This is a genomic window from Comamonas sediminis (genome assembly GCF_041107495.1).
GTDB classification, from domain to species: Bacteria; Pseudomonadota; Gammaproteobacteria; order Burkholderiales; family Burkholderiaceae_C; genus Comamonas; species Comamonas sediminis.
In genome coordinates, this window is sequence record NZ_JBGBDC010000006.1 from 303,414 (window position 1) to 325,932 (window position 22,519).

The 22,519-nt window shown below is 64.9% G+C and carries 21 protein-coding genes and 1 tRNA gene; 11 read left to right on the forward strand and 11 right to left on the reverse strand.

Going from position 1 to position 22,519, the window contains the following annotated elements:
- Genes rapZ through AB7A72_RS15475 form a run of 3 tightly spaced genes read right to left on the reverse strand, consistent with a single transcriptional unit; the run spans nt 1 to nt 3,444 of the window.
- Complete coding sequence (gene rapZ / locus AB7A72_RS15465) at nt 1-897, reverse strand: RNase adapter RapZ (protein ID WP_312416317.1); 897 nt, start codon at nt 895-897, stop codon at nt 1-3.
- Nucleotides 887-2,545: a DNA repair protein RecN gene (gene recN, locus AB7A72_RS15470; RefSeq protein ID WP_312451896.1), complete on the reverse strand. Its 1,659-nt coding sequence runs from the start codon at nt 2,543-2,545 to the stop codon at nt 887-889. Before recN ends, rapZ begins: the two co-directional genes overlap by 11 nt.
- Nucleotides 2,542-3,444, reverse strand: a complete 903-nt coding sequence (locus tag AB7A72_RS15475) for an NAD kinase (RefSeq protein ID WP_239810852.1) — start codon at nt 3,442-3,444, stop codon at nt 2,542-2,544. The genes recN and AB7A72_RS15475 overlap by 4 nt, the downstream gene beginning before the upstream one ends.
- Nucleotides 3,445-3,766: 322 nt before the next feature.
- On the opposite strand from AB7A72_RS15475, the gene hrcA reads away from it, so the two are divergent.
- Nucleotides 3,767-4,768: a heat-inducible transcriptional repressor HrcA gene (hrcA, locus tag AB7A72_RS15480; RefSeq protein ID WP_239810853.1), complete on the forward strand. Its 1,002-nt coding sequence runs from the start codon at nt 3,767-3,769 to the stop codon at nt 4,766-4,768.
- 52 nt (nt 4,769-4,820) lie between these two features.
- Nucleotides 4,821-4,897 (forward strand) — tRNA-Ile (locus AB7A72_RS15485).
- Nucleotides 4,898-5,051: 154 nt separating this feature from the next.
- On the opposite strand, the gene AB7A72_RS15490 is transcribed toward AB7A72_RS15485, so the two are convergent.
- A complete protein-coding gene (locus AB7A72_RS15490) occupies nt 5,052-5,384 on the reverse strand; it encodes a type II toxin-antitoxin system PemK/MazF family toxin (protein ID WP_312529540.1) in 333 nt (110 codons plus the stop codon).
- A complete protein-coding gene (locus AB7A72_RS15495; protein WP_239810855.1) occupies nt 5,381-5,680 on the reverse strand; it encodes an AbrB/MazE/SpoVT family DNA-binding domain-containing protein in 300 nt (99 codons plus the stop codon). Before AB7A72_RS15495 ends, AB7A72_RS15490 begins: the two co-directional genes overlap by 4 nt.
- A 129-nt stretch (nt 5,681-5,809) precedes the next feature.
- Here AB7A72_RS15495 and AB7A72_RS15500 point away from each other — a divergent pair, with 129 nt between their 5' ends.
- Nucleotides 5,810-6,292: a GreA/GreB family elongation factor gene (locus AB7A72_RS15500; RefSeq protein WP_369460550.1), complete on the forward strand. Its 483-nt coding sequence runs from the start codon at nt 5,810-5,812 to the stop codon at nt 6,290-6,292.
- Here AB7A72_RS15500 and AB7A72_RS15505 read toward each other — a convergent pair.
- Complete coding sequence (locus AB7A72_RS15505; RefSeq protein ID WP_369460456.1) at nt 6,289-7,095, reverse strand: IPTL-CTERM sorting domain-containing protein; 807 nt, start codon at nt 7,093-7,095, stop codon at nt 6,289-6,291. The genes AB7A72_RS15500 and AB7A72_RS15505 overlap by 4 nt on opposite strands.
- Before the next feature lie 677 nt (nt 7,096-7,772).
- Between AB7A72_RS15505 and AB7A72_RS15510 the strand changes: the two genes are divergently transcribed.
- Both AB7A72_RS15510 and ygiD read left to right on the forward strand, forming a co-directional pair.
- Complete coding sequence (locus AB7A72_RS15510; protein WP_239810857.1) at nt 7,773-8,816, forward strand: NAD(P)-dependent alcohol dehydrogenase; 1,044 nt, start codon at nt 7,773-7,775, stop codon at nt 8,814-8,816.
- A 163-nt stretch (nt 8,817-8,979) separates the two neighbouring features.
- Nucleotides 8,980-9,843: a 4,5-DOPA-extradiol-dioxygenase gene (gene ygiD, locus AB7A72_RS15515; RefSeq protein ID WP_369460457.1), complete on the forward strand. Its 864-nt coding sequence runs from the start codon at nt 8,980-8,982 to the stop codon at nt 9,841-9,843.
- Here the strand turns inward: ygiD and pdxR are convergent, their stop codons facing one another.
- A complete protein-coding gene (pdxR, locus tag AB7A72_RS15520) occupies nt 9,844-11,322 on the reverse strand; it encodes a MocR-like pyridoxine biosynthesis transcription factor PdxR (RefSeq protein ID WP_369460458.1) in 1,479 nt (492 codons plus the stop codon).
- A gap of 125 nt (nt 11,323-11,447) precedes the next feature.
- Here pdxR and AB7A72_RS15525 point away from each other — a divergent pair, with 125 nt between their 5' ends.
- The gene (locus AB7A72_RS15525) at nt 11,448-12,341 is read left to right on the forward strand and encodes a dihydrodipicolinate synthase family protein (protein ID WP_369460459.1); all 894 of its coding nucleotides are present in this window, start codon (nt 11,448-11,450) and stop codon (nt 12,339-12,341) included.
- Between the two features lie 13 nt (nt 12,342-12,354).
- Here AB7A72_RS15525 and AB7A72_RS15530 read toward each other — a convergent pair whose 3' ends face one another.
- A complete protein-coding gene (locus AB7A72_RS15530) occupies nt 12,355-13,323 on the reverse strand; it encodes a LysR family transcriptional regulator (RefSeq protein ID WP_369460460.1) in 969 nt (322 codons plus the stop codon).
- Between the two features lie 273 nt (nt 13,324-13,596).
- Here AB7A72_RS15530 and AB7A72_RS15535 point away from each other — a divergent pair, with 273 nt between their 5' ends.
- The 4 genes from AB7A72_RS15535 to aldA all read left to right on the forward strand — a co-directional run bounded on the left by AB7A72_RS15535 (nt 13,597) and on the right by aldA (nt 18,432).
- Nucleotides 13,597-14,895, forward strand: coding sequence for an MFS transporter (locus AB7A72_RS15535; RefSeq protein WP_369460461.1), 1,299 nt, complete (start codon nt 13,597-13,599; stop codon nt 14,893-14,895).
- Between the two features lie 24 nt (nt 14,896-14,919).
- Complete coding sequence (gene rhmD / locus AB7A72_RS15540) at nt 14,920-16,107, forward strand: L-rhamnonate dehydratase (protein WP_369460462.1); 1,188 nt, start codon at nt 14,920-14,922, stop codon at nt 16,105-16,107.
- Nucleotides 16,108-16,187: 80 nt separating this feature from the next.
- On the forward strand, nt 16,188-16,988 hold the full coding sequence (locus AB7A72_RS15545) for an HpcH/HpaI aldolase family protein (protein WP_313336604.1): 801 nt from the start codon (nt 16,188-16,190) through the stop codon (nt 16,986-16,988).
- Nucleotides 16,989-16,998: 10 nt separating this feature from the next.
- Nucleotides 16,999-18,432 (forward strand): aldehyde dehydrogenase, encoded by a 1,434-nt coding sequence (gene aldA, locus AB7A72_RS15550; protein WP_369460463.1) that lies wholly within the window; start codon nt 16,999-17,001, stop codon nt 18,430-18,432.
- Nucleotides 18,433-18,537: 105 nt separating this feature from the next.
- On the opposite strand, the gene AB7A72_RS15555 is transcribed toward aldA, so the two are convergent.
- The gene (locus tag AB7A72_RS15555; protein WP_369460464.1) at nt 18,538-19,125 is read right to left on the reverse strand and encodes a TetR/AcrR family transcriptional regulator; all 588 of its coding nucleotides are present in this window, start codon (nt 19,123-19,125) and stop codon (nt 18,538-18,540) included.
- Nucleotides 19,126-19,212: 87 nt separating this feature from the next.
- On the opposite strand from AB7A72_RS15555, the gene AB7A72_RS15560 reads away from it, so the two are divergent.
- Nucleotides 19,213-20,496 (forward strand): MFS transporter, encoded by a 1,284-nt coding sequence (locus AB7A72_RS15560; RefSeq protein WP_369460465.1) that lies wholly within the window; start codon nt 19,213-19,215, stop codon nt 20,494-20,496.
- On the opposite strand, the gene AB7A72_RS15565 is transcribed toward AB7A72_RS15560, so the two are convergent.
- Together AB7A72_RS15565 and AB7A72_RS15570 are read right to left on the reverse strand one after the other, a co-directional pair.
- Nucleotides 20,493-21,506, reverse strand: coding sequence for a Bug family tripartite tricarboxylate transporter substrate binding protein (locus AB7A72_RS15565; protein WP_369460466.1), 1,014 nt, complete (start codon nt 21,504-21,506; stop codon nt 20,493-20,495). The two genes, AB7A72_RS15560 and AB7A72_RS15565, sit on opposite strands and share 4 nt — an antisense overlap.
- Nucleotides 21,503-22,519: an NADPH:quinone oxidoreductase family protein gene (locus AB7A72_RS15570; protein ID WP_369460467.1), complete on the reverse strand. Its 1,017-nt coding sequence runs from the start codon at nt 22,517-22,519 to the stop codon at nt 21,503-21,505. The genes AB7A72_RS15565 and AB7A72_RS15570 overlap by 4 nt, the downstream gene beginning before the upstream one ends.

Genomic DNA, 22,519 nt, shown 5'->3' on the forward strand with positions numbered 1-22,519 from the left:
TCATCCGCTGTGCTTGGCGCCCAGTTCGCGGTGGCGCTGCAAGGTGGTCCAGCGGTCTCCAAAGTGCTGGGCCAGCGCATTGACCAGGTAGACCGAGCGGTGCTGGCCACCGGTGCAGCCCACCGACACCGTGGCATAGCTGCGGTGGTTTTTCACCAGCTCCGGCAGCCAGTTGTCCAGAAAGCGGATGATGTCGTTTTGCATCTGCAGCACCTTGGGCTGCTGAGCCAGAAAGTTGGCGACCGGCGCTTCCAGCCCGGTGTGGGGGCGCAGCTCGGGCTCATAGTAGGGGTTGGGCAGCATGCGCACATCGAACATGTAATCGCTGTCGATCGGGATGCCGTGCTTGAAGCCAAAGGACTGGAACAGCAAGGTCAGGCTCGATTGCGGTGCCTGGATCCAGTCCTTGATCTGCGCTTGCAACTGCGAGCCGCGCATATTGCTGGTGTCGATGACATGGGCCTGTTCGCGCAGATCGGCCAGCAACGCGCGCTCTTCCTCAATCATCTGCACCAGCGCGCGCGGGCCTTCCTGCAGTTTTTCGTTGGTCAGCGGATGGCGCCTGCGGGTTTCGGAAAAGCGGCGCATCAGCGTATCGCGCTGTGCATCCATGTAGATCAGCCGAACCTGGGCGCCAGCGGCGCGCAGGCGGTCGAGTTGCGCAGGCACCAGGTACAGGCCCTTGGCACTGCGCGCATCGATGGCGATGGCCACGCGGCTGCCATGCTGCCACTGCTCCAGCGACACCAGCGCCTGCAGCAGCTCGGGCGGAAAGTTGTCCACACAGTAGTAGCCCACGTCTTCAAGCGCGTGCAGCGCCACGGACTTGCCCGAGCCGGCCATGCCGGTAATGACCACCACTTCGAGCGGCTGTGAGAGGGATGTCTTAACGGTCATTCATTCCTCCGGCAATCATCTCTTGGGCATGGGCCCGGCTCGTCGCAGACAGGTTCTCGCCGCCGAGCATGCGGGCAATTTCATTGATCCGCTCGTCATCGGCCACGGTGCGTATATGGCTGGTGGTGCCGCCCTTGCTGCGCTGCTTGGCCACCAGCAGGTGGTGGTCGCCGCGCGCGGCCACCTGGGCCAGGTGGGTCACTGCCAGCACCTGTCGGTCGCGCCCCAGTGCCCGCATCACGCGGCCGACCGAATCGGCCACGGCGCCGCCGATGCCCGAGTCGATCTCGTCAAAGATCAGTGTGGGTGCCTGGCCGAGCTGGCTGGTCGAGATCGCAATCGCCAGCGAGATGCGCGAGAGCTCGCCGCCCGAGGCCACCTTGGCGATCGGCTTGGGGTCGGTGCCAGGGTGGCCGGCCACCAGCAGCTCCACATCGTCGATGCCATCGCTGCGCGGTTCGCGCGCCGGGCTGACCTGCGCCACAAAACGGCCGCCGGCCATGCCCAGGTCCTGCATCGCTGCAGTGATGGCCTTGGACAGGCGCTTGGCCGCCTGTTGGCGCGCCTGGCTCAGCGTGGCGGCTACCTTTTGGTAGGCCTCCTGCGCCTGCTGGGCATTCTTGGTGAGCTGCACCATGTCGGACGAGGCCTCCAGCGCCAGCAGCTCGGCATGCCAGCCCTGCAGCAGCGCGGGCAGGTCTTCGGGCGCACGCTTGTAGCGGCGTGCCAGCGATATCCAGCTGCCCAGGCGCTGGTCCAGCTGTTCGAGCTTGTCCGGGTCCAGCTCGGCATGGCGCAGGTAGCCGTTGAGCGAGCGCATCACGTCTTCGAGCTGGGCCAGGCAAGACTCCAGCGACTCGGCCATCGCGGAGAAACCGGGCTCCACATGGGCCTGGTCCTGCAGCGCGTGCAGGCTGCGGTTGACCTGCGTGATGGCGCCACCGTCTTCGCCTTCCAGGCTGGCGATGGCGTTGTTGGCCGCATCCATCAAGGCCTGGGCATTGGACAGGCGCCCGTGCTGGGTGTTGAGCTCTTCCCATTCCTGCGGGCCGGGCGCGAGCTTGTCGATTTCGGCAATCTGCCAGAGCAGGCGTTCGCGCTCGCGCTGGTGGGTTTCTTCCATGCTGCGGGCCTGCTGCAAGGCCTTGTCGGCACTGCGCCACAGCGCGTAGGCGCGCTGGGTGGGCGTGCTGTCGGCGCCGGCATAGGCATCGAGCAGCTGGCGCACCGATTCGGGCTGGGTCAGCCCCTGCCAGGCATGCTGGCCATGGATATCGACCAGCGCGCCGGCAATGCTGCGCAGCTGCGTGGCGGTGGCCGGCACGCCATTGATCCAGAACTTGCTCTTGCCCTGCGCATCGATCACGCGGCGCAGCAGCAGGGTTTCTTCGCCCGGCATGTCGTTGTCGCTGAGAAAGCCTTCCAGCGTGGCGGGCGTATCGAACTCGGCCATCAACTCGGCGCGGCTGGCGCCCTGGCGCACAAAGCCGGTGTCGGCGCGGTGCCCCAGCACCAGCTGCAATGCATCGATCAGGATCGATTTACCGGCGCCCGTCTCGCCCGTCAGCGCCGTGAAGCCGGTCTGGAAATCTACCTCCAGCTGCTCGACGATGACGAAATCACGCAATCCAATGCGTCTGAGGCTCATGGCGTGATGCCCCCTTCGTTCCAGCCCAGCTTTTTGCGCAAGGTGGCGTAGTAGTTCCAGCCCCGGGGGTGCAGAAAGCGCGCCTTGTGCGGCGCGCTGCGCACCAGAATCTTGTCACCGCGCAGGATGGAGGCCAGCGACTGCATGTCGAAATTGGCAGCGACATCGCGCCCGCCAATCACCTCGATCGAAATTTCCTGCGTATCCGGAATCACGCTGGGCCGGTTGGACAGCATGTGGGGCGCAATCGGCGCCATCACCCAGCAAGGCACCGTCGGATGCACGATGGGGCCGCCGACCGACAGCGCATAGGCGGTCGAGCCCGTCGGTGTCGCAATGATCAGACCGTCCGCACGCTGGTTGGCGACCAGCTGGCCATCGACCTCGACCCGCAGCTCGACCATGCCCGAGGTACCACCCCGGTTCACCACCACATCGTTGAAGGCCAGGGCCTCGAAGACGCATTGGCCTTCGCGCATCACGCGGGCATGGATCATCGAGCGCACTTCTTCTTCGTATTCGCCGGCCAGAATGGCCGACAGCGGGCCCATGAAGGTCTGCAGCGGCACGTCGGTCACAAAGCCCAGGCGCCCCTGGTTGATGCCGACCAACGGCGTGTTGTACTGGGCCAACTCGCGTCCCACACCGAGCATGGTGCCGTCACCGCCCAGCACGATGACCAGGTCGCAGCGCTCACCGATCTGCTGCATGCTGAGCGTGGGGTAGTGTTCCATGCCGGTGAAGGCGGCGGTTTCCTTCTCCAGGAATGCAGTGCCGCCCTGGGCCTCGATATAGCAGGCGATCTGGCTGAAGGCCGCATAGGACTGCTGGCGCACCTCGGCAGTGGGGGGCGCATGGTGTTTGCCGATCAGGGCAATATGTTGAAAGCGAGACTGCATACGCAAATTACATCACCAAAGTGACGCAATCTTTTTGAATTTCTTGAGCAGCCCCAGGTTGCAGCTGCTGCGTGCCCTGCGAAGGCATGCCGCGCCGGTAGCCAGGGCTGGGCCTGAAGCCACTCGGGCGTGTGCAGGCAGACGCACCGGGCAGCCACAGCGCCATTGTTGCATGGCTACAAAAATCCAGACCAGCGCAGCCCTTCCGGCGGCGTTGAGGCGCTTCGGCGTTCGGGCATCCGGCACTGCCCCGGCCCCTGCATTACCCTTGGTCCGCGCAATACCTGCCGCCAGGACCGGCGGACACGGATAAAATGCGCCCATGCTCGATGACCGTGCCCGGCTGCTGCTTAAAACCCTGGTGGAACGCTATATTGCGGATGGCCATCCGGTGGGATCCCGTGCACTCACGCAGGAGCCCGGGCTGGATTTTTCGCCGGCCACCATCCGCAACGTAATGGCCGACCTCGAAAGCCTGGGCCTGATCGCCAGCCCCTACACCTCCGCCGGCCGCATTCCCACCGCCAAGGGCTACCGCCTGTTTGTCGACACGATGCTGACGGTGGACGCGGACCAGGTCGTCGCCGCCGAAATTGCGCCTGAGCAGCCGCAAAAGGTCATCACCAGCGCCGCAGGCGTGCTGTCGGAGCTGTCGCAGTTTGTCGGTGTGGTGCAGGCGCCGCGCAAAAGCTCCTCGTTCCGGCATATCGAGTTCTTGCGCCTGTCGGAAAAGCGCATTTTGCTGATCCTGGTCTCGCCCGAAGGCGATGTGCAAAACCGCGTGATCTTCACCGAATCGGACTACTCCCAGAGCCAGCTGATCGAGACCGCCAACTACCTCAATGCCCATTACGCCGGACTGGCGATGGAGCAGGTGCGCCAGCTGTTACGCAAGGAAGTCGACAGCCTGCGCGACGAGATTGCCGCGCTGATGCTGGCGGCGGTGAATGTGGATGAAGATGCCGAAGCCGCCCCGCATGAACTGGTGATTGCCGGCGAGCGCAACCTGCTGGCCGTCAGCGATTTCAGCAACGACATGACCAACCTGCGCCGGGCCTTTGACCTGTTTGAACAAAAGACCCAGATCCTGCACTTGTTGGAGAATTCCAACCGCGCCGAAGGTGTGCAAATCTACATCGGCGGTGAGAGCCAGCTGCTGTCCGTCGAGGAGCTGTCCGTCGTCAGCACCCCCTACCAGGTCAATGGCAAAGTGGTCGGCACCCTGGGCGTCATCGGCCCCAAACGCATGCCTTACGAGAAGATGATTCAGATCGTTGGAATCACCTCAAAGCTCGTCTCCAACGCACTGAGCCATCCGAAATAGACGCTAGAATGCAAAGCTTCACTCGCCGGGGATCCCGGCAAGTGGTGGTGCCGGGGCGTTAGCTCAGTTGGTTAGAGCAGAGGACTCATAATCCTTTGGTCGCGGGTTCAAGTCCCTCACGCCCTACCATATTCATTGGCTGCACAGCTATCATTTTTGATGCTGTGCGGCTTTTTTATTGGTGCTTATGTGCATAGCTTGTGCACTGTCTTGCTGGCAAAGCGGCGCCCATTGCCTGGTAGAGCTCAGGCCTCGCCCTGGACCTGGTCCATTGCGGGGGGCGTCAGGAATACATCTCCTGCAGTGCCTTGAGACAAGCTTGCGTTACGTGGGTTTTCAGATCGCCCCGTTTATCAATGAGGCGTGACTTGTCTACTGCTCGCATCTGGTCCAAAAGAATCAGTCCCTTGCTGCTTTGAAATGTCACCGGAATGCGGAATGGGGCAGCATGGCTGCCGGTTGTCATCGGTGCGACCGTTACGATGCCCAATGCGAGGTTCATTTCATCGGGCGACAGCACCACGCAAGGGCGCGTCTTCTGGATTTCCTTGCCCTGTGTGGGATCAAGATTGATGAGCCAGATTTCACCGCGCTTGACACAGTGGCTTGCGCTCACCATTCGACAGGTCCCCCGGTAAGTTGCGGGCTGGAGGTTTCTTCTCCCCAAACAAGATCTGCATCCGCTGCGTTGCCGAACTCGCCCATGACAAGACGGTCATCATTCGATTGAGCTATGGCAGCCGCAGCCTCTGCCCAGCCGCTGCGTAAAGCAGGCTGGGCCTTGATGACGATCGATCCATCGATGACTTCGACGTCAGCTACCTGTGCTGTGTCCAGGCCGGCCTGAGCCAGCAAGGCTTTCGGTAACACGACTCCCTTGCTGTTGCCGAATGCGCGAATGGTGAGCTGCATAATCACTCCTTGGTTATAACTATGTTATTACAATCCCGATTTCAGCGCAAGCTCGGTAGAGTTGGTATCCAACGGGAAGGAGCCGTTCATAATCAGCCCCCAACGTGTTCGAGAGGCCCATTTCTCATGGTGGACAAATCCTGGTTGCAGCAGCAGGTGCTGGAGCGGCTTGCGGCGGACCTGTTGCAGGTCGAGCAGGCAGTGAGCGTTGCGCATGAAGCGGCGACGCATGAGGAAAACATTGCCGAAAACAAGTACGACACCTTGGGCCTGGAGGCGGCCTACCTGGCGACGGGCCAGGCGCGCCGCGCAGAAGCCATCCGCCAGGCGCTGGTCCAGTGGCGGCTCTTTCGCCCGCAGCCCTATAGCGCCAGCCAAGGCATACAGTTGGGTGCGCTGGTTTGTCTGCTGGGTGCGGATGAGAAACAGCAGCAGATCTTTCTCGGCCCTGAAGGGGGAAATATGAAGCTGCTCATCGGTGCTGAAACCATCCAGGTCATCAGCAGCCAAGCGCCCTTGGGCAAGGCGCTGCTGGGCAAGGCTGAGGGGGATGAAGTGACGCTGGAAGTGGCACAGGTCAAGCAGCAGTGGGAAGTGCTGTCGGTGACCTAGGACCCTGAAGGCCTGCGGCCCTTGCGGCGCAGCTGTAGCACGGCCATGGCCCCAGCCAGCAAGGCTGACAGCAGCATTGCTGCCCAGGTGCCCAGTGCGGGGACTGGCTCGGGCGTGCCAGGGTTGGCGGTCGGGGCTGCGGTCACCGCAAAGCTTTGCTGCTCTTGGGGTGCAGCGAAATAAGCACCATTGCCTGCCTGGTTCGCCTTGACCATACAGGTGCCCACGCTGAGGAAGCTCACCGTGCTGTTCGTGACGGAGCAAATCTCAGCTGCCGAAGCGTCAATCGAGAAGACCACCGGCTCGCCAGACTCACCGCCGGTGGCGGCAATGTCGTAGCTGCCTCCCACTGGGGCGGGATCGGGCGGGGTAGAGGTGAATGCAATGGTCTGAGGGGTGGCGCCGTCTGATGAGCCCCGCAGGATAATGGACTCGACGCCCAACTCCGTACTTTCAAAACTGAAGGTGTCGGACACCGGGCCAGCCATAGTGGGTGCGGTGAACGTGAATGTGATCGTGCAAGGCTCAAATTGCGGGTAGAGGCCTTCAAGACAACTGTTGTTAACGACTGTAAAAGCGGGGTTGGCGGGGGGCGTGATGCTGTTGACGTTCAATAAGGGTGGAATAGGGCCGAAGAATTGCACCGTCACGGTTTCCTCTGGCGAGATGCTGCCTGCCACCGTATTGTCGAAATCGATGCTGCCTCTGCTGAAGTTAAGGCCCTGCGCCTGCACCGCCTGCAAGCCCAGCGTGGCCATCAAAACAAGCAGCGACTTGGTGATCCATGAAATGAATATTTTCATGCCAACTCCAGATAATTGGGTTGGATGTTAGCACTTGCCTACTTTTCTGAATCATCGGGTATAGCCCGATGGCGGTAGCAGCAGCGGCCCTGCCAGTACATCAGCAGCGCGATGGATCAGAAGGGAGAGAGAGTATCGCCATGCCGCGAGGGCAGATGCCTGCTTCCGGAACACAGACCTGGCAAGGTCCATGGGAAGGGCTGGTGCGGAGCGCGTCGCAAAGACGGAGGGAGCGCTTCAACGTGAAAAAAATGCCTGGCTACATGGAAAACCGCTGGCTAGCAAAAACGACCACTGGAGTGAAAACCCAGTAGGTCGCCCCACGATGAAACAAGGAACCGCGGCAATCGCTGTACCTTGGGGTCGATCATATTCGCAAATGAGAATTATTCGCAAATAACCACTTGCGTACCAGGGCAATCCTGCGCTGCAGCACCTGTGGCACCCACCGTCGCACCCCGGAGGGGGGCGGTGGCGCGTTGGTCCAGATCAAGGCGGAGGCGATGGCTCCCGGACTGCTTACCGATTTGCCACGCTTGCGGCGTAAGATGGCTGCGCCTCGCTGTGCGCATCACGGATGGTGCCCCTGCAGAGTGGCAGCCCCCGTGTATCTGCCGGCTGGTGCTGCCATCGCTGCGGTATGCGAGGTACTTCTCGAACGGAATAGGACCTTCATCATGACCGTTAAAGCCTATGGCGCCCACGCGGGTGACCAACCTCTTGAAGCGCTGCATATCGAGCGGCGAACGCCAGGCGCCCAGGATGTGCAGATTCGCATTGCCTACTGCGGTGTCTGCCATTCCGACATCCACCAGGTGCGCTCCGAATGGGCCGGCACGCTCTACCCCTGTGTGCCGGGGCATGAGATTGTCGGCGAGGTGGCGGCCGTGGGCGCAGACGTCACTGAGTTCAAGCCGGGCGATCTGGTCGGGGTTGGCTGCATCGTCGACAGTTGCCAGCACTGTGTGGACTGCGGCATGGGGCTGGAGAACTACTGCAACCACATGGTCGGCACCTACAACGGGCCTACCGCCGATGCGCCGGGCCATACCCTGGGCGGCTATTCGCAAAGCATTGTGGTGCACCAGCGCTATGTGCTGCGGGTCAGCCATCCACCCGAACAGCTGGCCGCTGTGGCGCCGCTGCTGTGCGCCGGCATCACCACCTATTCGCCACTGCGCCACTGGCGCGTGGGGCCGGGCCACAAGGTGGGCGTGGTGGGCATTGGCGGCCTGGGCCATATGGGCATCAAGCTGGCGCACGCGATGGGCGCGCATGTGGTGGCGTTCACCACGTCCGAATCCAAGCGCGATGCGGCCAGGGCGCTGGGCGCCGCCGAGGTCGTGGTCTCGCGCAATGCCGATGAGATGGCCGCCCATGCGCAAAGCCTGGACTTCATCCTCAACACCGTCGCCGCGCCGCATGACCTGGACCCGTTCTTCCATCTGCTCAAGCGCGATGGCACGATGACCCTGGTGGGTGCGCCGTCGACCCCGCATCCATCGCCCGGCGTGTTTGGTCTGATCATGAAGCGGCGTAGCCTGGCAGGTTCATTGATCGGTGGTATCCCCGAGACCCAGGAGATGCTCGACTTCTGCGCCGAGCACGGAATTGTGGCGGACATCGAGCTGATCAAGGCCGAGGAGATCAACGACGCCTACGAGCGCATGCTGCGCGGCGATGTGGCCTACCGCTTTGTGATTGACAACGCCACGATCTGATCCGTCGATAGCCTGACGATCTAAGCCCATGCAGTGCATGCCTACCGGCAAGCACTGCATTTTTCTTGTGGGTTGCGGCGGAACTTGTGCCCCGGGGCCGCCTCAGACAGCGGCCTTTTGTTTTTTGGTATTGGCCGCTATGTTGTCACGTCGCTCCCTGGTTATGTCTGGCAGTCTGTCTGCGGTGATGGCTGCGCTGCTGCCGATGGGCGAAGCGCTGGCCCGCAGCCAACAGCCGCCGCGCAACATGCCGGTGCTGTTCATCGGTCATGGCAGCCCGATGAATGCCATCAGCGCCAACCCCTTTACCCAGCACCTGCAAAGCTGGGGCAGCAGCCTGCCCAGGCCCAGCGCCATCCTGGTGGTGTCGGCCCACTGGCTCACGCGCGGCAGCACGGGGGTGACGGTGAATGACAAGCCCGCCACGATCCATGATTTCTCCGGCTTTCCGGCCGAGCTGCATGCGATGCAGTACCCGGCCGCCGGCCACCCGGCGCTTGCGGCGAAGGCGGCCGCGCTGGTACGCAGCGGCCAGGCGCAGCTGACGGACCAATGGGGGCTGGACCACGGCACCTGGACCGTTCTGCACCACCTCTATCCCCAAGCTGACGTGCCGGTGTTCCAGGTCTCGATCGACTACAACCAGCCCGGCCCTTACCACTATGCGGTGGGCAGGGAGCTGGCTGCGTTGCGCGCACAGGGCGTGCTGATCATCGGCAGCGGCAATATCGTGCACAACCTGCGGGCAACGGTGCGCGGCGCGCCCGAAGGGCTGATGGCCGCCCGCGACTGGGCCCAGCAGTTTGACGAAGCGGTCAAGCAGGCCTTGCTGGCAGGCAACCAGGAGGCCCTGGTGGCCTACCAGCAGCTGCATGCTTCCGCCCGGATGGCCGTGCCCACGCCGGACCACTACTGGCCCCTGTTGTATGCGCTGGGCGCCGCCCACGGCAGTGGTCCGGCGCGCCAGGTGTTCGAGGGCTTTCAGTCGGGCACCATCAGCATGCGCTGCCTGCAGTGGGATGCCTGATCAGCGCAGGCTCTGCAGCGCTTCGGCCAGGCGCTGCACGCCCCGCTCAATCTCTGGCAGGTCCAGCAGCGCATAGCCCATCACCACGCCGGCTTGGGCGTGCCCGGCAGGCTGCCGGTACAGCGGGCTGATCGGGTAGACGCGCACGCCGCGCTGCGCTGCCGCTTGCACCAGCTGCGCCTCCTGGCTGGCGGCCAGACCAGGGAACCATACCGACAGATGCAGGCCGCTGGCCGCACCCTGTATGCGCACCTGGGTGCCCAGATGCCGCTCCAGCGCCTGCAGCAAGGCCTGCTGGCGCGCATGCTGTTTGCGCCGCATGCGCCGCACATGGCGGGCATAGCTGCCGTCGTCGATCAGCTGGGCCAGCGCGCGCTGGGGGCCGGTGGCGGTGTGGCGGTCGGTCAGCAGCTTGGCCTGGGCAAACAGGCTGGCCAGCGCCGGGGGCAGCACCATATAGCCCAGGCGCAGCTGCGGCGACAAGGTTTTGGAGAAGGTGCCCACGTGGATCACGCAGTCCGCGCTGTCCAGCGACAGGAGGCTGGGCTCGGGCCGCACGCCGTAGCGGTAGTCGCTGTCGTAGTCATCCTCGATCACCCAGCAGCGCTGCGCATGTGCCCAGTCGAGCAGCGCATGCCTGCGGGCCATCGGCAGGTAGCCGCCCAGCGGAAACTGGTGGCCCGGCGTCACATAGGCCAGCCTGGCGGGCGCCTGCGCGGTCAGCGCCGCCAGCTGCGCGGTCTGCAGGCCATCGTCATCCACATCGGCGCAGAGCAACTGCGCGCCATAGGCCTCAAACACCTGGTGCGCCATGCGGTAGCCGGGGTTCTCGACGACCACCGGATCGCCCGGGTTGAGCAGCAGCCGGGCGCAGAGATCCAGCGCATGCTGCGAGCCGTTGACGATCAGGATCTGCGCGGTCGAGCAGGCCAGGCCGCGCGTCTGGTGCAGGTGCTGCTGCAGCGCCTGGCGCAGCTCGGGCGCACCCAGCGGCGATGCGTACTCCAGCCGCTGGCTGCGCTGGCCTTCGGCCCGGCGCAAGGCCTTGAGCCAGGGCAGGGTGGGGAAGTCGCGGCCCGCCAGCGGCCCGTAGACAAAGTCGATCACCCCGGCTGGATCGGGCGCAGCCGGGCGCAGCGGCATGGCCTGCAGCCGCTGGGCAAAGGCGGACAGGCGGCCGCTATCGGGCTGCTGGCGCTGGGGCTCGGAGGCCGCGGCACCCCGGCCCTGGGCGCGGATGCGGTCAGCAGCCCCTGCGGCCACACGCGTGGCCGCCCCGGGCCGGGTATCGACAAAGCCGTCCGAGGCCAGCTGCTCATAGACCAGGCTCACGGTGCCGCGCGACACCCCCCGCTCAGCGGCCAGCGCCCGGGTCGAGGGCAGGGCCATGCCGGCCGCGTAGCTGCCATCGCCAATGCGCGCGCGGATGTCGCGGTACAGGCTGCGGCTGCTGGGGCGGGTGGACGAAGGTGCTGGCATCGCGGGCAACTGGACCAGTGATTTTGTTGAAAACTGGCTATTTTTAACCAGAAGCTGCAGCCGCACAATCCGGGCTTGGCCGTGACCCAACTCGGGAATGGCAGCTGTTTTGACAGGATGAAAGAATGTTCAAAGGTTTGAGTGCGTTCGCGCTGACCCCCATGGATGAGCGCGGTATCGACATGCCGGCATTGGCGCAGCTGGTGCAGCGCCTGGTGGCCGCTGGTGTCGATTCCATCGGCGCGCTGGGTTCCACCGGCAGCTATGCCTATCTCTCGCGGGCGGAACGCGCTCAGGTCGCAGCGCTGGCGGTCGAACAGGCCCAGGGCGTGCCGGTGGTGGTGGGCATTGGCGCGCTGCGCACCCGTGATGTGCTGGCCTTGGCCGATGATGCGCAAAAGGCCGGTGCGAGCGGCCTGCTGCTGGCCCCGGTCTCGTACCAAAAGCTGACCGACGACGAGGTCTATGGTCTCTTCCAGGCAGTGTCGCGTGCGGTGTCGGTGCCCATCGTGGTGTATGACAACCCGGGCACCACGCGCTTTGAATTCAGCGACGCGCTGCATGGCCGCATTGCGCAGCTGCCCCATATCGCCTCGATCAAGATCCCCGGCGTGCCGGCAGATGCGGCCGAGGCCCAGGCACGTGTGCAGCGCTTGCGCGCTGTTGTGCCGGCCCATGTCAGCATTGGCGTCAGTGGCGATGCCTTGGGCGCCAAGGGCCTGGTGGCGGGTTGTGATGCCTGGTATTCAGTCATCGGCGGCCTCTGGCCCCAGACCACGTTGGCGATCACCCGCGCTGCGCTGGCGGGCCAGGCAGAGCAGGCGCTGGAGCTGTCCAACCGCCTGGCGCCGCTGTGGGCCTGGTTCCAGCAAAAGGGCGGCAGCCTGCGCTCGGTCGCGACTGCGGCCGAGCTGATGGGCCTGGTCCGCTCGCCCTGCCTGCCGCTGCCGTTGCACACCTTGCAGGGGGCCGACCGCGAGGCACTGGCCGCGATGCTGAAAACGCTCGATCTGGCCTGAGCCCGGGCCGCACTCAAGCCGCCATGTGCCGGGCCTGCTCGCGCAGCAGATCCATAAAGCGCTGCTGCTCCTGCGAGGCCTCCTGGTCCTTGCGCGTCAGCATGCCAAACGGGGCCATCGGCACATCGATCTGCACCGGCAAGGTCTTCACCAGCCCCATGCGCAAATAGTCCTTCAAGGCCGAGTCGGACAGCAGCATCACCGCATCGGTCAGCTGCACCAGTTGCTGCATCGAATAGACGGAGCTGCACTCGGTGACGTCGGCCGGCACCGGCAGCTCCAACCGCTGCAACAACTGGTCCAGCGCGATGCGCGCGGGGGTGCTGGCCGGCTGCAGTATCCAGGGCCAGTCGCGCACCAACTCTTCCCAGCTCAGCTTGCGGCGCCGCGCCAGCACATGGCCGCTGCGCACCACCACCAGCAGGCGCTCATTGCCCAGCGCTTCAAAGTCATAGGCCTCGCTGTCGCCGGCAATGCGGCGGCGGGCAATGGCCAGGTCAATGCGGCGCTGGTCCAGCAGGCGCAGCACCTGGTCGCTGGTGTCGCCCATGATGCGCAGGCGCAGCTGCGGGTTCTGCGCTTTCATCTCGGCCACGGCCGTCATCACCAGGTCGGGCGCCGCGCCCATGATGGTGCCAATCGCCAGGTAGCCATAACCGCCTTGTCGGCGCACCGCCAGGTCCTCGGCGCAGCGGTCCAGGCTGTTGAGCGAGGCCTCGGCAAAGCGCACCAGCTGCAAGCCCAGCGCGGTAGGGCGCATGCCGCGCGGCAGCCGCTCAAACAGCTGGCAGCCAAACATGTCTTCGATCTCGCGCAGCATGCGCGTGGCAGCCGGTTGCGACATTGACAGGCTGATCGATGCGCGGTGCAGATTCAGGCTCGATCCCAGCGCCACCAGCATGTGCAGATGCTTGTAGCGCAGGCGGTTGAGCAGGCTGCGTTGCAACGGTGGTGTGGCCGGTAAAGCGGGTTTTGCAGACATAAATAAAAGGTATCGGATATGACTGAAATTTGATTTGTTAGGCATCAATCATGCGCGTACATTCAGCTCCACACAAGAACGAATATCCCTTCCAGGAGACAAACATGAACGCCTTCGCGCACACTTTTTTCAGACCCCCCGCCTCACGACGGCGCTAGCGCTAGCCGCGCCCCACCGGCGCAGCAACCGCTACGCCAGCTTCTCCTTTCTCGCTCCCGCTGCGCCTGCTCTTTCGCAGGCGTGATGGCCGCGCATTGTCTTTAAGGATTTGTCGTGAAAAAACTCCCCGCTCCCCTGCTCGCCAAGATCTCCTGGCGTCTGCTGCCCTTCCTGCTGCTGATGTACATCATGGCCTTTCTGGACCGGGCCAATGTGGGCTTTGCCAAGGTGGCCTTCCAGGCCGATACCGGCATCAGCGACGCTGCCTTTGCGTTTGGTGCCGGCGTGTTCTTTGTCGGTTATGCGCTGCTGGAAGTGCCCAGCAATCTGATCATGCACCGCATTGGCGCGCGCATCTGGATGTGCCGCATCATGGTCACCTGGGGCCTGGTGTCGGCCGCGATGATGTTTGCCCATAACGAGACCACCTTCTATGTGCTGCGCTTCCTGCTGGGCGTGGCCGAGGCGGGCTTCTTCCCCGGCGTCATCCTGTACCTCACCTACTGGTTCCCCGCTGCGCACCGGGCGCAGGCGATGGGCTTTTTCTACTTCGGCGCGCCGCTGGCCTTTATCTTTGGCAGCCCCTTGTCGGGCCTGCTGCTGGAGCTCGATGGCATGGGCGGCTGGCACGGCTGGCAATGGCTGTTTGCCGTGGAAGGCCTGATGGCCGTGGCCGTCGGTATCTGGTCGTATTTCTACCTGACCAACCGCCCGGCCGATGCCCAGTGGCTGACGGCCGACGAGCGCCGCGAGGTGCAGGAGATCATCGACAGCGAAGAGCGTGCCAAGGGCGGCCACCAGCACAGCCTGCTCGCTGCCATGTGCCAGCCACGCGTGTTGTATCTGGCGCTGGTCTATCTGCTGATCCAGGCCAGCGTCTACGGCGTGGTGTTCTACCTGCCCAGCCAGGTGGCGGGTCTGTTGGGCACCAAGGTGGGTCTGCAGGTGGGCCTGGTCTCGGCCATCCCCTGGCTGTGCGCGCTGCTGGCGGCCTGGTGGGTACCCGGCCTTGCCCAGCGCAGCCAAAAGCCCCGCAGCGTGGCCAGCATGACCTTGCTCGTTGCTGCGATCGGCATGGCCGCATCGGTGAGTTTCTCCAGCCCGCTGCTGGGTGTCGCAGCCCTGTGCTTTGCGGCGGCAGGTTTTATCGCGGTGCAGCCGGTGTTCTGGACCTTTCCTGCCAACACGCTGGCCGGCGCCGCCGCCGCGGGTGGCATTGCGCTGATCAATTCACTGGGCGCTGTAGGCGGCTTTGTCGCCCCCATCGTCAAGAACTGGGCCGAGGGCCATTTCCACTCACCCGCCGCAGGCCTGTACCTGCTGGCAGGCACAACGGTACTGGCAGCGCTGCTGGTGCTGGGCATCCGGGCCCGCCTGGCGCCCGCTGCGCTGCAGCCCCATGCCACTGCCTAAATTGCATAAGGAGCAAACACCACCATGAGCCAGATCCCCACCATCAAGCAAGTGCGCGCCTATACCCTGAAAGGGGGCGGCGCCGACTACCACGACCAGGCCGATGGCCACTGGATCGACGACCACATCGCCACGCCGATGGCCAAGTACCCCGAGTACCGCCAGAGCCGCCGCAGCTTCGGCATCAATGTGCTGGGCACCCTGGTCGTGGAAATTGAAGACAGCGCTGGCAACGTCGGCTTTGCCGTCACCACCGGCGGCGAGCCCGCAGCCTATATCGTCGAGAAGCACCTGGCGCGTTTTCTGGAAGGCGCCAAGGTCACCGACATCGAACGCATCTGGGACCAGATGTACTGGTCCACCCTGTACTACGGCCGCAAGGGCATCGTGATCAACACCATCTCCGGCGTGGACCTGGCGCTGTGGGATTTGCTGGGCAAGGTGCGCGGCGAGCCGGTGCACCAGCTGCTGGGCGGCGCGGTGCGCGATGAGCTGCAGTTCTACGCCACCGGTGCGCGCCCCGATCTGGCGCAGAAGATGGGCTTTATCGGCGGCAAGATGCCCCTGCACCATGGGCCGGCCGAAGGCGAAGAAGGCCTGCGCCGCAACCTGGAGGAGCTGGCCACGATGCGCGAGCGCGTGGGCCCGGACTTCTGGCTGATGCTGGACTGCTGGATGAGCCTGGACCTGAACTACGCCACCCGCCTGGCACAGGGTGCGCAGGAGTACGGCCTCAAGTGGATCGAAGAAGCGCTGCCGCCCGATGACTACTGGGGTTATGCCGCGCTGAAGAAGAACGTGCCCACCGGCATGCTGGTGACCACCGGCGAGCATGAGGCCACGCGCTGGGGCTTTCGCCAGCTGCTGGAGATGGGCTGCTGCGACATCATCCAGCCCGATGTTGGGTGGTGCGGCGGCATCACCGAGCTGCTCAAGATCTCGGCGCTGGCCGATGCCCACCACGCGCTGGTGATTCCGCATGGCTCCAGCGTCTACAGCTACCACTTTGTGGCCACGCGCCACAACAGCCCCTTTGCCGAGTTCCTGATGATGGCCCCCAAGGCCGACGAGGTCGTGCCGATGTTCCACCCGCAGCTGCTGGGCGAACCGGTGCCGGTGCAGGGCCGCATGCGCCTGTCGGCACTGGACAAGCCCGGCTTTGGTGTGGAGTTGAACCCCGCCTGCGAACTGCACCGCCCCTATACCCATTGATCAACCATTGATCAGACATTGATCAGACATTGATCAGCCATTGATGGGCCCGCGCCGACGGGCCACCCAGGAGACATTCTATGGATTTGCCATTGAACCCCTTCAAGGCCGCGCTGCGCCGCAGCGAGCCGCTCTACGGTATCTGGGCCGGCTTTGCCACGCCCTATGCGGCCGAAATCATTGCCACCACCGGCTATGACTGGATGCTGGTGGATGGCGAGCATGCGCCCAACACCGTGCCGACCCTGCTCGCGCAGCTGCAGGCGGTGGCGCCCTATGCCACGCACCCGGTGGTACGCGCTGTGCACGGCGATGCGGTGCTGATCAAGCAGCTGCTGGATGCCGGCGTGCAGACCCTGATGGTGCCGATGGTCGAGACGGCCGAGCAGGCCCGCGCGCTGGTGCAGGCCATGCGCTACCCGCCGCATGGCATCCGGGGTGTGGGCGGCGGCCTGACCCGTGCCACGCGCTGGGATGCGGTGCCCGACTACATCCGCACCGCGCATGAGCAGCTCTGCCTGGTCGTGCAGATCGAGTCGCGCCTGGGCGTGGAAAACGCCGCCGAGATCGCGGCGGTCGACGGTGTCGACGCCGTCTTCATCGGCCCGGCAGACCTGTCCACCGGCATGGGCCATGCCGGCGATGCCAGCCAGCCGGAAGTGCAGGACTGCATACGCCGCACCATCGAAACCACCTTGGCCCATGGCAAGGCCTGCGGCATTCTGGCGCCGCGTGAAGAAGATGCCCGCCGCTACACCGAATGGGGCTGCCGCTTTGTGGCGGTGGCCATCGATATCAGCCTGATGCGCCAGGCCGCCGTGGCCAACCTGGCGCGCTACCGTGCGCCCAGCCAGCCGGCCATTGTCTCTACCACCTACTGAGGACGACCCCATGCCCACCACCCCTGTTTTGCGCAACTACATGGCCGGTGCGTTCAGCGACAGCGCCGAGCTGCACGAGGTCCGCAACCCTGCCACCGGCGCGCTGCTGGCACAGTCGCCGCTGTCCACCCAGGCCGATGTGGACCGCGCGATTGCTGCGGCGCGCGGCGCGCAAAAGGCCTGGGCGCGCCGCCCCGCGATTGAGCGTGCACAGTACCTTCGCCGCATTGCCGCCCGCCTGCGCGAGAACGTCGCGCGCATTGCGCGCACCATCACCGAAGAGCAGGGCAAGGTGCTGGGGCTGGCCGAGGTGGAGGTGAACTTCACGGCCGACTACCTGGACTACATGGCCGAATGGGCGCGCCGCATCGAAGGCGAAGTCATCAGCAGCGACCGGGCCAACGAGCAGATCTTTCTGCTGCGCAAGCCGATGGGCGTGGTGGCCGGGATCCTGCCCTGGAACTTCCCCTTCTTCCTGATCGCACGCAAGATGGCGCCGGCGCTGCTCACCGGCAACACCATCGTCATCAAGCCCAGCGAAGAGACCCCCATCAACTGCCATGCCTTCACTGAACTGCTGGCCCAGTGCGAGCTGCCGGCCGGCGTGTTCAACGTGGTCTATGGCCAGGGCGCTACCGGTGGTGCGCTGTCGGCCCATGCCGGGGTGGACATGATCAGCTTCACCGGCAGCGTGGGCACCGGCGAGCGCATTGCCGCAGCCGCTGCGCCGCATATCACCAAGCTCAACCTGGAGCTGGGCGGCAAGGCGCCCGCGATTGTGCTGGCCGATGCCGACCTGGATCTGGCCGTCAAGGCCATCCGTGATTCGCGCATCATCAACACCGGCCAGGTCTGCAACTGTGCCGAGCGCGTCTATGTGCAGCGCCAGGTGGCCGACGAGTTCACCGCACGCATCGCCAAAGCGATGGCCGCCACCCGCTATGGCGACCCGATTGCGCAGAGCGATGTGGAGATGGGCCCGCTGATCAACCAGAAGGGCCTGGACAGCGTGGACGCCAAGGTGCGCCGTGCGCTGGCCGATGGCGCGCAGCTGGTCACTGGCGGGCAGGTGGCCGATCTGGGTGCCGGCTTCCACTACCAGCCGACGGTGCTGGCCGGCTGCCGCGCCGACATGGAGATCATGCGCAAGGAAATCTTTGGCCCTGTGCTGCCGATCCAGGTGGTCGAGGACCTGGACGAGGCGATTGCGCTGGCCAACGACTGCGAATACGGGCTCACGTCCTCCCTCTACACCCGCGACCTGTCCAAGGCCATGCAGGCGATGCGCGAGATCGACTTTGGCGAGACCTACATCAACCGCGAGAACTTCGAGGCGATGCAGGGCTTCCATGCCGGCGTGCGCAAGTCGGGTGTCGGCGGTGCCGATGGCAAGCATGGGCTCTATGAGTACACCCATAGCCATGTGGTGTACCTGCAGTCCTGATGGAACGCTGACGCTGAGGTGTTGAGCCCCAGCTAGCCGCCATGAAGAAGGCCGCCAACCCGGATGAGCCGGGTTGGCGGCCTTTTGTTGTTGGCATTGCGGCGATCAGGTCTTGGCGCTGAGCCCTTCCACCACCGCACGCACCTGCTGCAGCACCTCGTCGGCCAGCGCTGGATCGGCCTTGACGACGCCGCGCGAGATGGCCATCGCGCCCACCAGGGCGGCGACCAGGGTACTGGCCAGTGCCTGGCGCTGCTGCGGGTCGGCGCTGGGTGGCAAGGCCGCCTCGATGCCGGCGCGCAGCTCGGCAAAGCCGTCGCTGAAGCTGCGGCTCACGGCCTCGCTCTGGCGGCCGGCATCGCAGGCGGTGGAGACCAGCGGGCAGCCCCGCGTCATGTCATCGCGCACCTGGGGATTCAGGTAGCTGTCCAGGTAGGTGGCCATCGCATGCTCGCTATTCTCGCTGGCCTGCTTGACCCGGCCAAAGCCTTGCCCAAACCCATAGGCCAGCGCCTGGGCAGCCAGGTCCTGCTTGTCGCTGAAATGCTTGTACAGCGCGCCCTGCGTCAGGCCCGCCTGCTGGCAGATATCAGCCACGCCCGTGCCATCGATACCGCGTTCCTTGAACAGTGCAGCGGCGGCATCCAGCAGTGCCTGGCGGTTCTGTTGCGCTTGTTCCTTGGTGACTTTCATCGCAAATACCCTGCTTGAACCTGTGCTTGACAGTTTTTGATTGTGATCGCTATCATTGTAGCCCCTCCGTCGATAAAGTCCAATAACATGCTCGCTTCCCGACTCGCCGTGCTGCTCCAGCGCCATGGCATCCATTACGCCTGGGTGATTGCCGCCATCACCTTCCTGGCCATGCTGGTCACCTCGGCGGCGCTGGGCCTGCCGGGGGTGCTGATGCAGCCGCTGGCCGTGGAGTTTGGCTGGAGCGTGCGCGATCTGTCCTCGGTGTTTGCCACCCGCTTTGCGCTGTATGGCCTGCTCGGGCCCTTCGCAGCCGTCATTTTGCTGCGTTATGGCGTGTCGCGTGTGGTGGCGCTGGCGGCGGCGGTGATTGCCAGCGCCTTGCTGCTGGGCCTGTTCATGCACAGCCTGGGCCAGGCCTTTGTGCTTTGGGGCATGGTGCTGGGCCTGGGCACGGGCCTCACGGCCATGGTGCTGGGCGCCACGGTGGCCAACCGCTGGTTTGTGCAGCGCAAGGGCCTGGTCATGGGTTTGCTGGCGGGCAGCAGTGCCACCGGCCAGCTGCTGTTCTTGCCGGCTGCTGCCTGGCTGATTGCGCAGTACGGCTGGCGCTGGGCGTTGCTGCCGGTGGTGGCGGCATCGGCCGTGGTGCTGGTGCTGGTGCTGCTGTTCATGCGCGACAGCCCGGCCCAGATGCAGCTGGCGGCGTACGGCGCTGACCCGGCTGCAGCGCCCGCCGCCCCGGCACCCCGCGCCAGCTGGGGCCTGCCGTTCAGCACCTTGGCCGCTGCCGCGCGCGTGCCGGCATTCTGGATTCTGGCGGGCACCTTCTTCATCTGCGGGCTCAGCACCAATGGACTGATCCAGACCCACTTTGTCTCGCTCTGCGGTGACTATGGCCTGGGACCGGTGCCAGCCGCCTCGGTGCTGGCGATGATGGGCATCTTTGACCTCGTGGGTACGACCTTGTCGGGCTATCTGTCGGACCGCTATGACAGCCGCAAGCTGCTGTTCTGGTACTACGGCCTGCGCGGGCTGTCGCTGTTCTGGCTGCCGTATTCCGAGTTCACCGTGGCCGGCCTGTCGCTGTTTGCGGTGTTCTATGGGCTGGACTGGATTGCCACCGTGCCGCCCACCGTCAAGCTGGTGGCCAGCGAGTTCGGGCCCGAGCGCGCAGCGCTGGTGTTTGGCTGGGTATTTGCCGCCCACCAGCTCGGTGCGGCGGTAGCCGCCTATGGCGCAGGCCTGGCGCGCTCGGTGCTGTCGTCTTACTCGCCCGCATTGTTTGTCGCAGGCGCTGCCTGCCTGGTGGCGGCAGCGGCGGTGCTGTGGGTGCGCAAGCCAGCGATGGCGATGCGCGCCGTGGGTTAATCCGCCCGCGCGCCCGAGCGTTTCACGATCTCGGCCCATTTCTTTTCTTCGCTGCGCATATAGGCCAGAAACTCCTGCGGGCTTGATCCGACGGGCTCGGCGCCCATGCGCTGGTACTGCGCGGCCACCTCGGGCTTGCGCAGGGCCTGCTGCGCAGCCTGGGCCAGTTTGCCCACGATCTCGGGCGGCGTGTTCTTGGGGGCCCAGAGGCCGTACCAGGTGCTGGTGGCGTAATCGGCAATGCCCGATTCCTGCATCGTCGGAATCTGCGGCAGCGAGCTGGAGCGCTTGGCGGTGGTGACGGCCAGCGCCTTGAGCTTGCCCGAGGTGATAAAGGGCATCGCCGAGGGCATCGAATCGAACATCAGCTGGATCTGGCCGCCCATCAGATCGGTGAGCGCCGGCGAGCTGCCCTTGTAGGGCACATGCTGCATCGCGATGCCGGTCTTGAGCTTGAACAGCTCGCCCGACAGGTGCTGCGACGAGGCATTGCCGGCTGAGCCAAAGTTGACCGTGCCCTTGCTCTTTTTCAGGTAGGCCACCAGCTCCTGCACGTTCGACACCGGCAGCTCGCTGTTGACCACCAGCACCAGCGGCACATCGACAATCTGCGTGATCGGCGCAAAATCGTTGAAGGAGTCATACGGCACCTTGTCGTAGACCGAGGGGTTGATCACCTGCAGCGAGGCATTGGCCAGCAAGGTGTAGCCATCGGGCTGGGCCTTGGCGACCTGGGCCGCGCCCACCATGCCGCTGGCACCGGGCTTGTTGTCGATGAAGATGGTCTGCTTCAGGCTCTCGCCCATCGAGATCGCGACCAGGCGCCCGACCAGGTCGGTGGGTCCGCCGGGCGGGTAGGGGATCACCATGCGGATGGTCGAGGCCGGGTAGTCGGCTGCCGATGCCGCGTTGGCGGCTGGCAGGCCGCTGCCCAGCAGCGCCAGGCCCAGGCCGGTATGCAGCAGCGATTGCAGGGCCTGGCGGCGCTGCGCTGAATGGCGTTGTCTCATGTCTTGTCTCCTTGTATTTGTAGCGCGACCTTGCCCAGCACCTCGCGGCTGTGCAGCGCATCCAGCGCATCGCAGAGCTGGTCCATGGCATACACCCGCGAGATGTCGGGATGGATGGCGTCGCGGTCGGCCATCTCAAACAGCGCGGCCATCATGGCCTGCATGGCGGCGGCATGGCGCTGGCGCTCGTTGGCGGGCGTCCAGCCGATGTACTGGCCATAGAAGAAGCCATGGATCGTCAGGTTCTTGACCAGCGCAATATTCATCGGCACCTTGGGGATCGTGCCGCTGGCAAAGCCGATGATGACGATGCGCCCGTTCTGCGCGGTGCAGCGCAGCGCCTGCAGCAGCAGGTCGCCGCCCACCGGGTCAAACACCAGCGTCGCGCCTTTGCCAGCGGTCACCGCCTTGACCTGCTCGATCAGGTGCTGCGGATCGACGGCGTGCTGCGCGCCATGGCGCAGGGCCGCCTGGCGCTTGTCTTCGCTGCTGGCGCAGGCAATCACCTGCACGCCGGGTACCTGGGCGGCCAGCTCCACGGCCGCCGCGCCCACGCCCGAGCCGGCCCCCAGCACCAGCAGGCTGTCGCCCGCCTGCAGCGCCGCACGCCAGTGCAAGGCGGTGTAGGCCGTGCCGTAGGAGATCGGCAGCGCCAGCGCACGCAGCGGATCCAGCCCCGCCGGCACGGCATACACGGTGCTGGCATGCACCTTGGCCAGCTGCGCATAGGCGCCCCAGTCGCAGATGAACACGACCGGGTCGCCCACCTGGACATGGCGCACAGCGCTGCCGCATTGCAGCACCCGGCCTACGCCTTCGGTGCCGGGCACAAAGGGCAGCGGCGGGGTCTTTTGGTATTTGCCCTCGATCAGCAGGCCGGTGGCGTGGCTGACGGTGGCATGGCGCACGTCGATCAGCACCTCGTCGGCCGCCAGGGCGGTGGGGGGCTCGGTGGTCTGGACGGCGGTCACATCGCGGGGCAGGCCGAAGCTGCGGCAGACAATGGCTTTCAT

Bases quoted from the DNA above. Each gene is read 5' to 3' on its own strand.
- rapZ (WP_312416317.1), bottom strand. From the start codon at position 897: ATGACCGTTAAGACATCCCTCTCACAGCCGCTCGAAGTGGTGGTCATT.
- recN (WP_312451896.1), bottom strand. From the start codon at position 2,545: ATGAGCCTCAGACGCATTGGATTGCGTGATTTCGTCATCGTCGAGCAG.
- AB7A72_RS15475 (WP_239810852.1), bottom strand. From the start codon at position 3,444: ATGCAGTCTCGCTTTCAACATATTGCCCTGATCGGCAAACACCATGCG.
- hrcA (WP_239810853.1), top strand. From the start codon at position 3,767: ATGCTCGATGACCGTGCCCGGCTGCTGCTTAAAACCCTGGTGGAACGC.
- AB7A72_RS15495 (WP_239810855.1), bottom strand. From the start codon at position 5,680: ATGCAGCTCACCATTCGCGCATTCGGCAACAGCAAGGGAGTCGTGTTA.
- AB7A72_RS15505 (WP_369460456.1), bottom strand. From the start codon at position 7,095: ATGAAAATATTCATTTCATGGATCACCAAGTCGCTGCTTGTTTTGATG.
- AB7A72_RS15510 (WP_239810857.1), top strand. From the start codon at position 7,773: ATGACCGTTAAAGCCTATGGCGCCCACGCGGGTGACCAACCTCTTGAA.
- ygiD (WP_369460457.1), top strand. From the start codon at position 8,980: ATGTCTGGCAGTCTGTCTGCGGTGATGGCTGCGCTGCTGCCGATGGGC.
- pdxR (WP_369460458.1), bottom strand. From the start codon at position 11,322: ATGCCAGCACCTTCGTCCACCCGCCCCAGCAGCCGCAGCCTGTACCGC.
- AB7A72_RS15525 (WP_369460459.1), top strand. From the start codon at position 11,448: ATGTTCAAAGGTTTGAGTGCGTTCGCGCTGACCCCCATGGATGAGCGC.
- AB7A72_RS15530 (WP_369460460.1), bottom strand. From the start codon at position 13,323: ATGTCTGCAAAACCCGCTTTACCGGCCACACCACCGTTGCAACGCAGC.
- rhmD (WP_369460462.1), top strand. From the start codon at position 14,920: ATGAGCCAGATCCCCACCATCAAGCAAGTGCGCGCCTATACCCTGAAA.
- AB7A72_RS15545 (WP_313336604.1), top strand. From the start codon at position 16,188: ATGGATTTGCCATTGAACCCCTTCAAGGCCGCGCTGCGCCGCAGCGAG.
- aldA (WP_369460463.1), top strand. From the start codon at position 16,999: ATGCCCACCACCCCTGTTTTGCGCAACTACATGGCCGGTGCGTTCAGC.
- AB7A72_RS15555 (WP_369460464.1), bottom strand. From the start codon at position 19,125: ATGAAAGTCACCAAGGAACAAGCGCAACAGAACCGCCAGGCACTGCTG.
- AB7A72_RS15560 (WP_369460465.1), top strand. From the start codon at position 19,213: ATGCTCGCTTCCCGACTCGCCGTGCTGCTCCAGCGCCATGGCATCCAT.
- AB7A72_RS15565 (WP_369460466.1), bottom strand. From the start codon at position 21,506: ATGAGACAACGCCATTCAGCGCAGCGCCGCCAGGCCCTGCAATCGCTG.
- AB7A72_RS15570 (WP_369460467.1), bottom strand. From the start codon at position 22,519: ATGAAAGCCATTGTCTGCCGCAGCTTCGGCCTGCCCCGCGATGTGACC.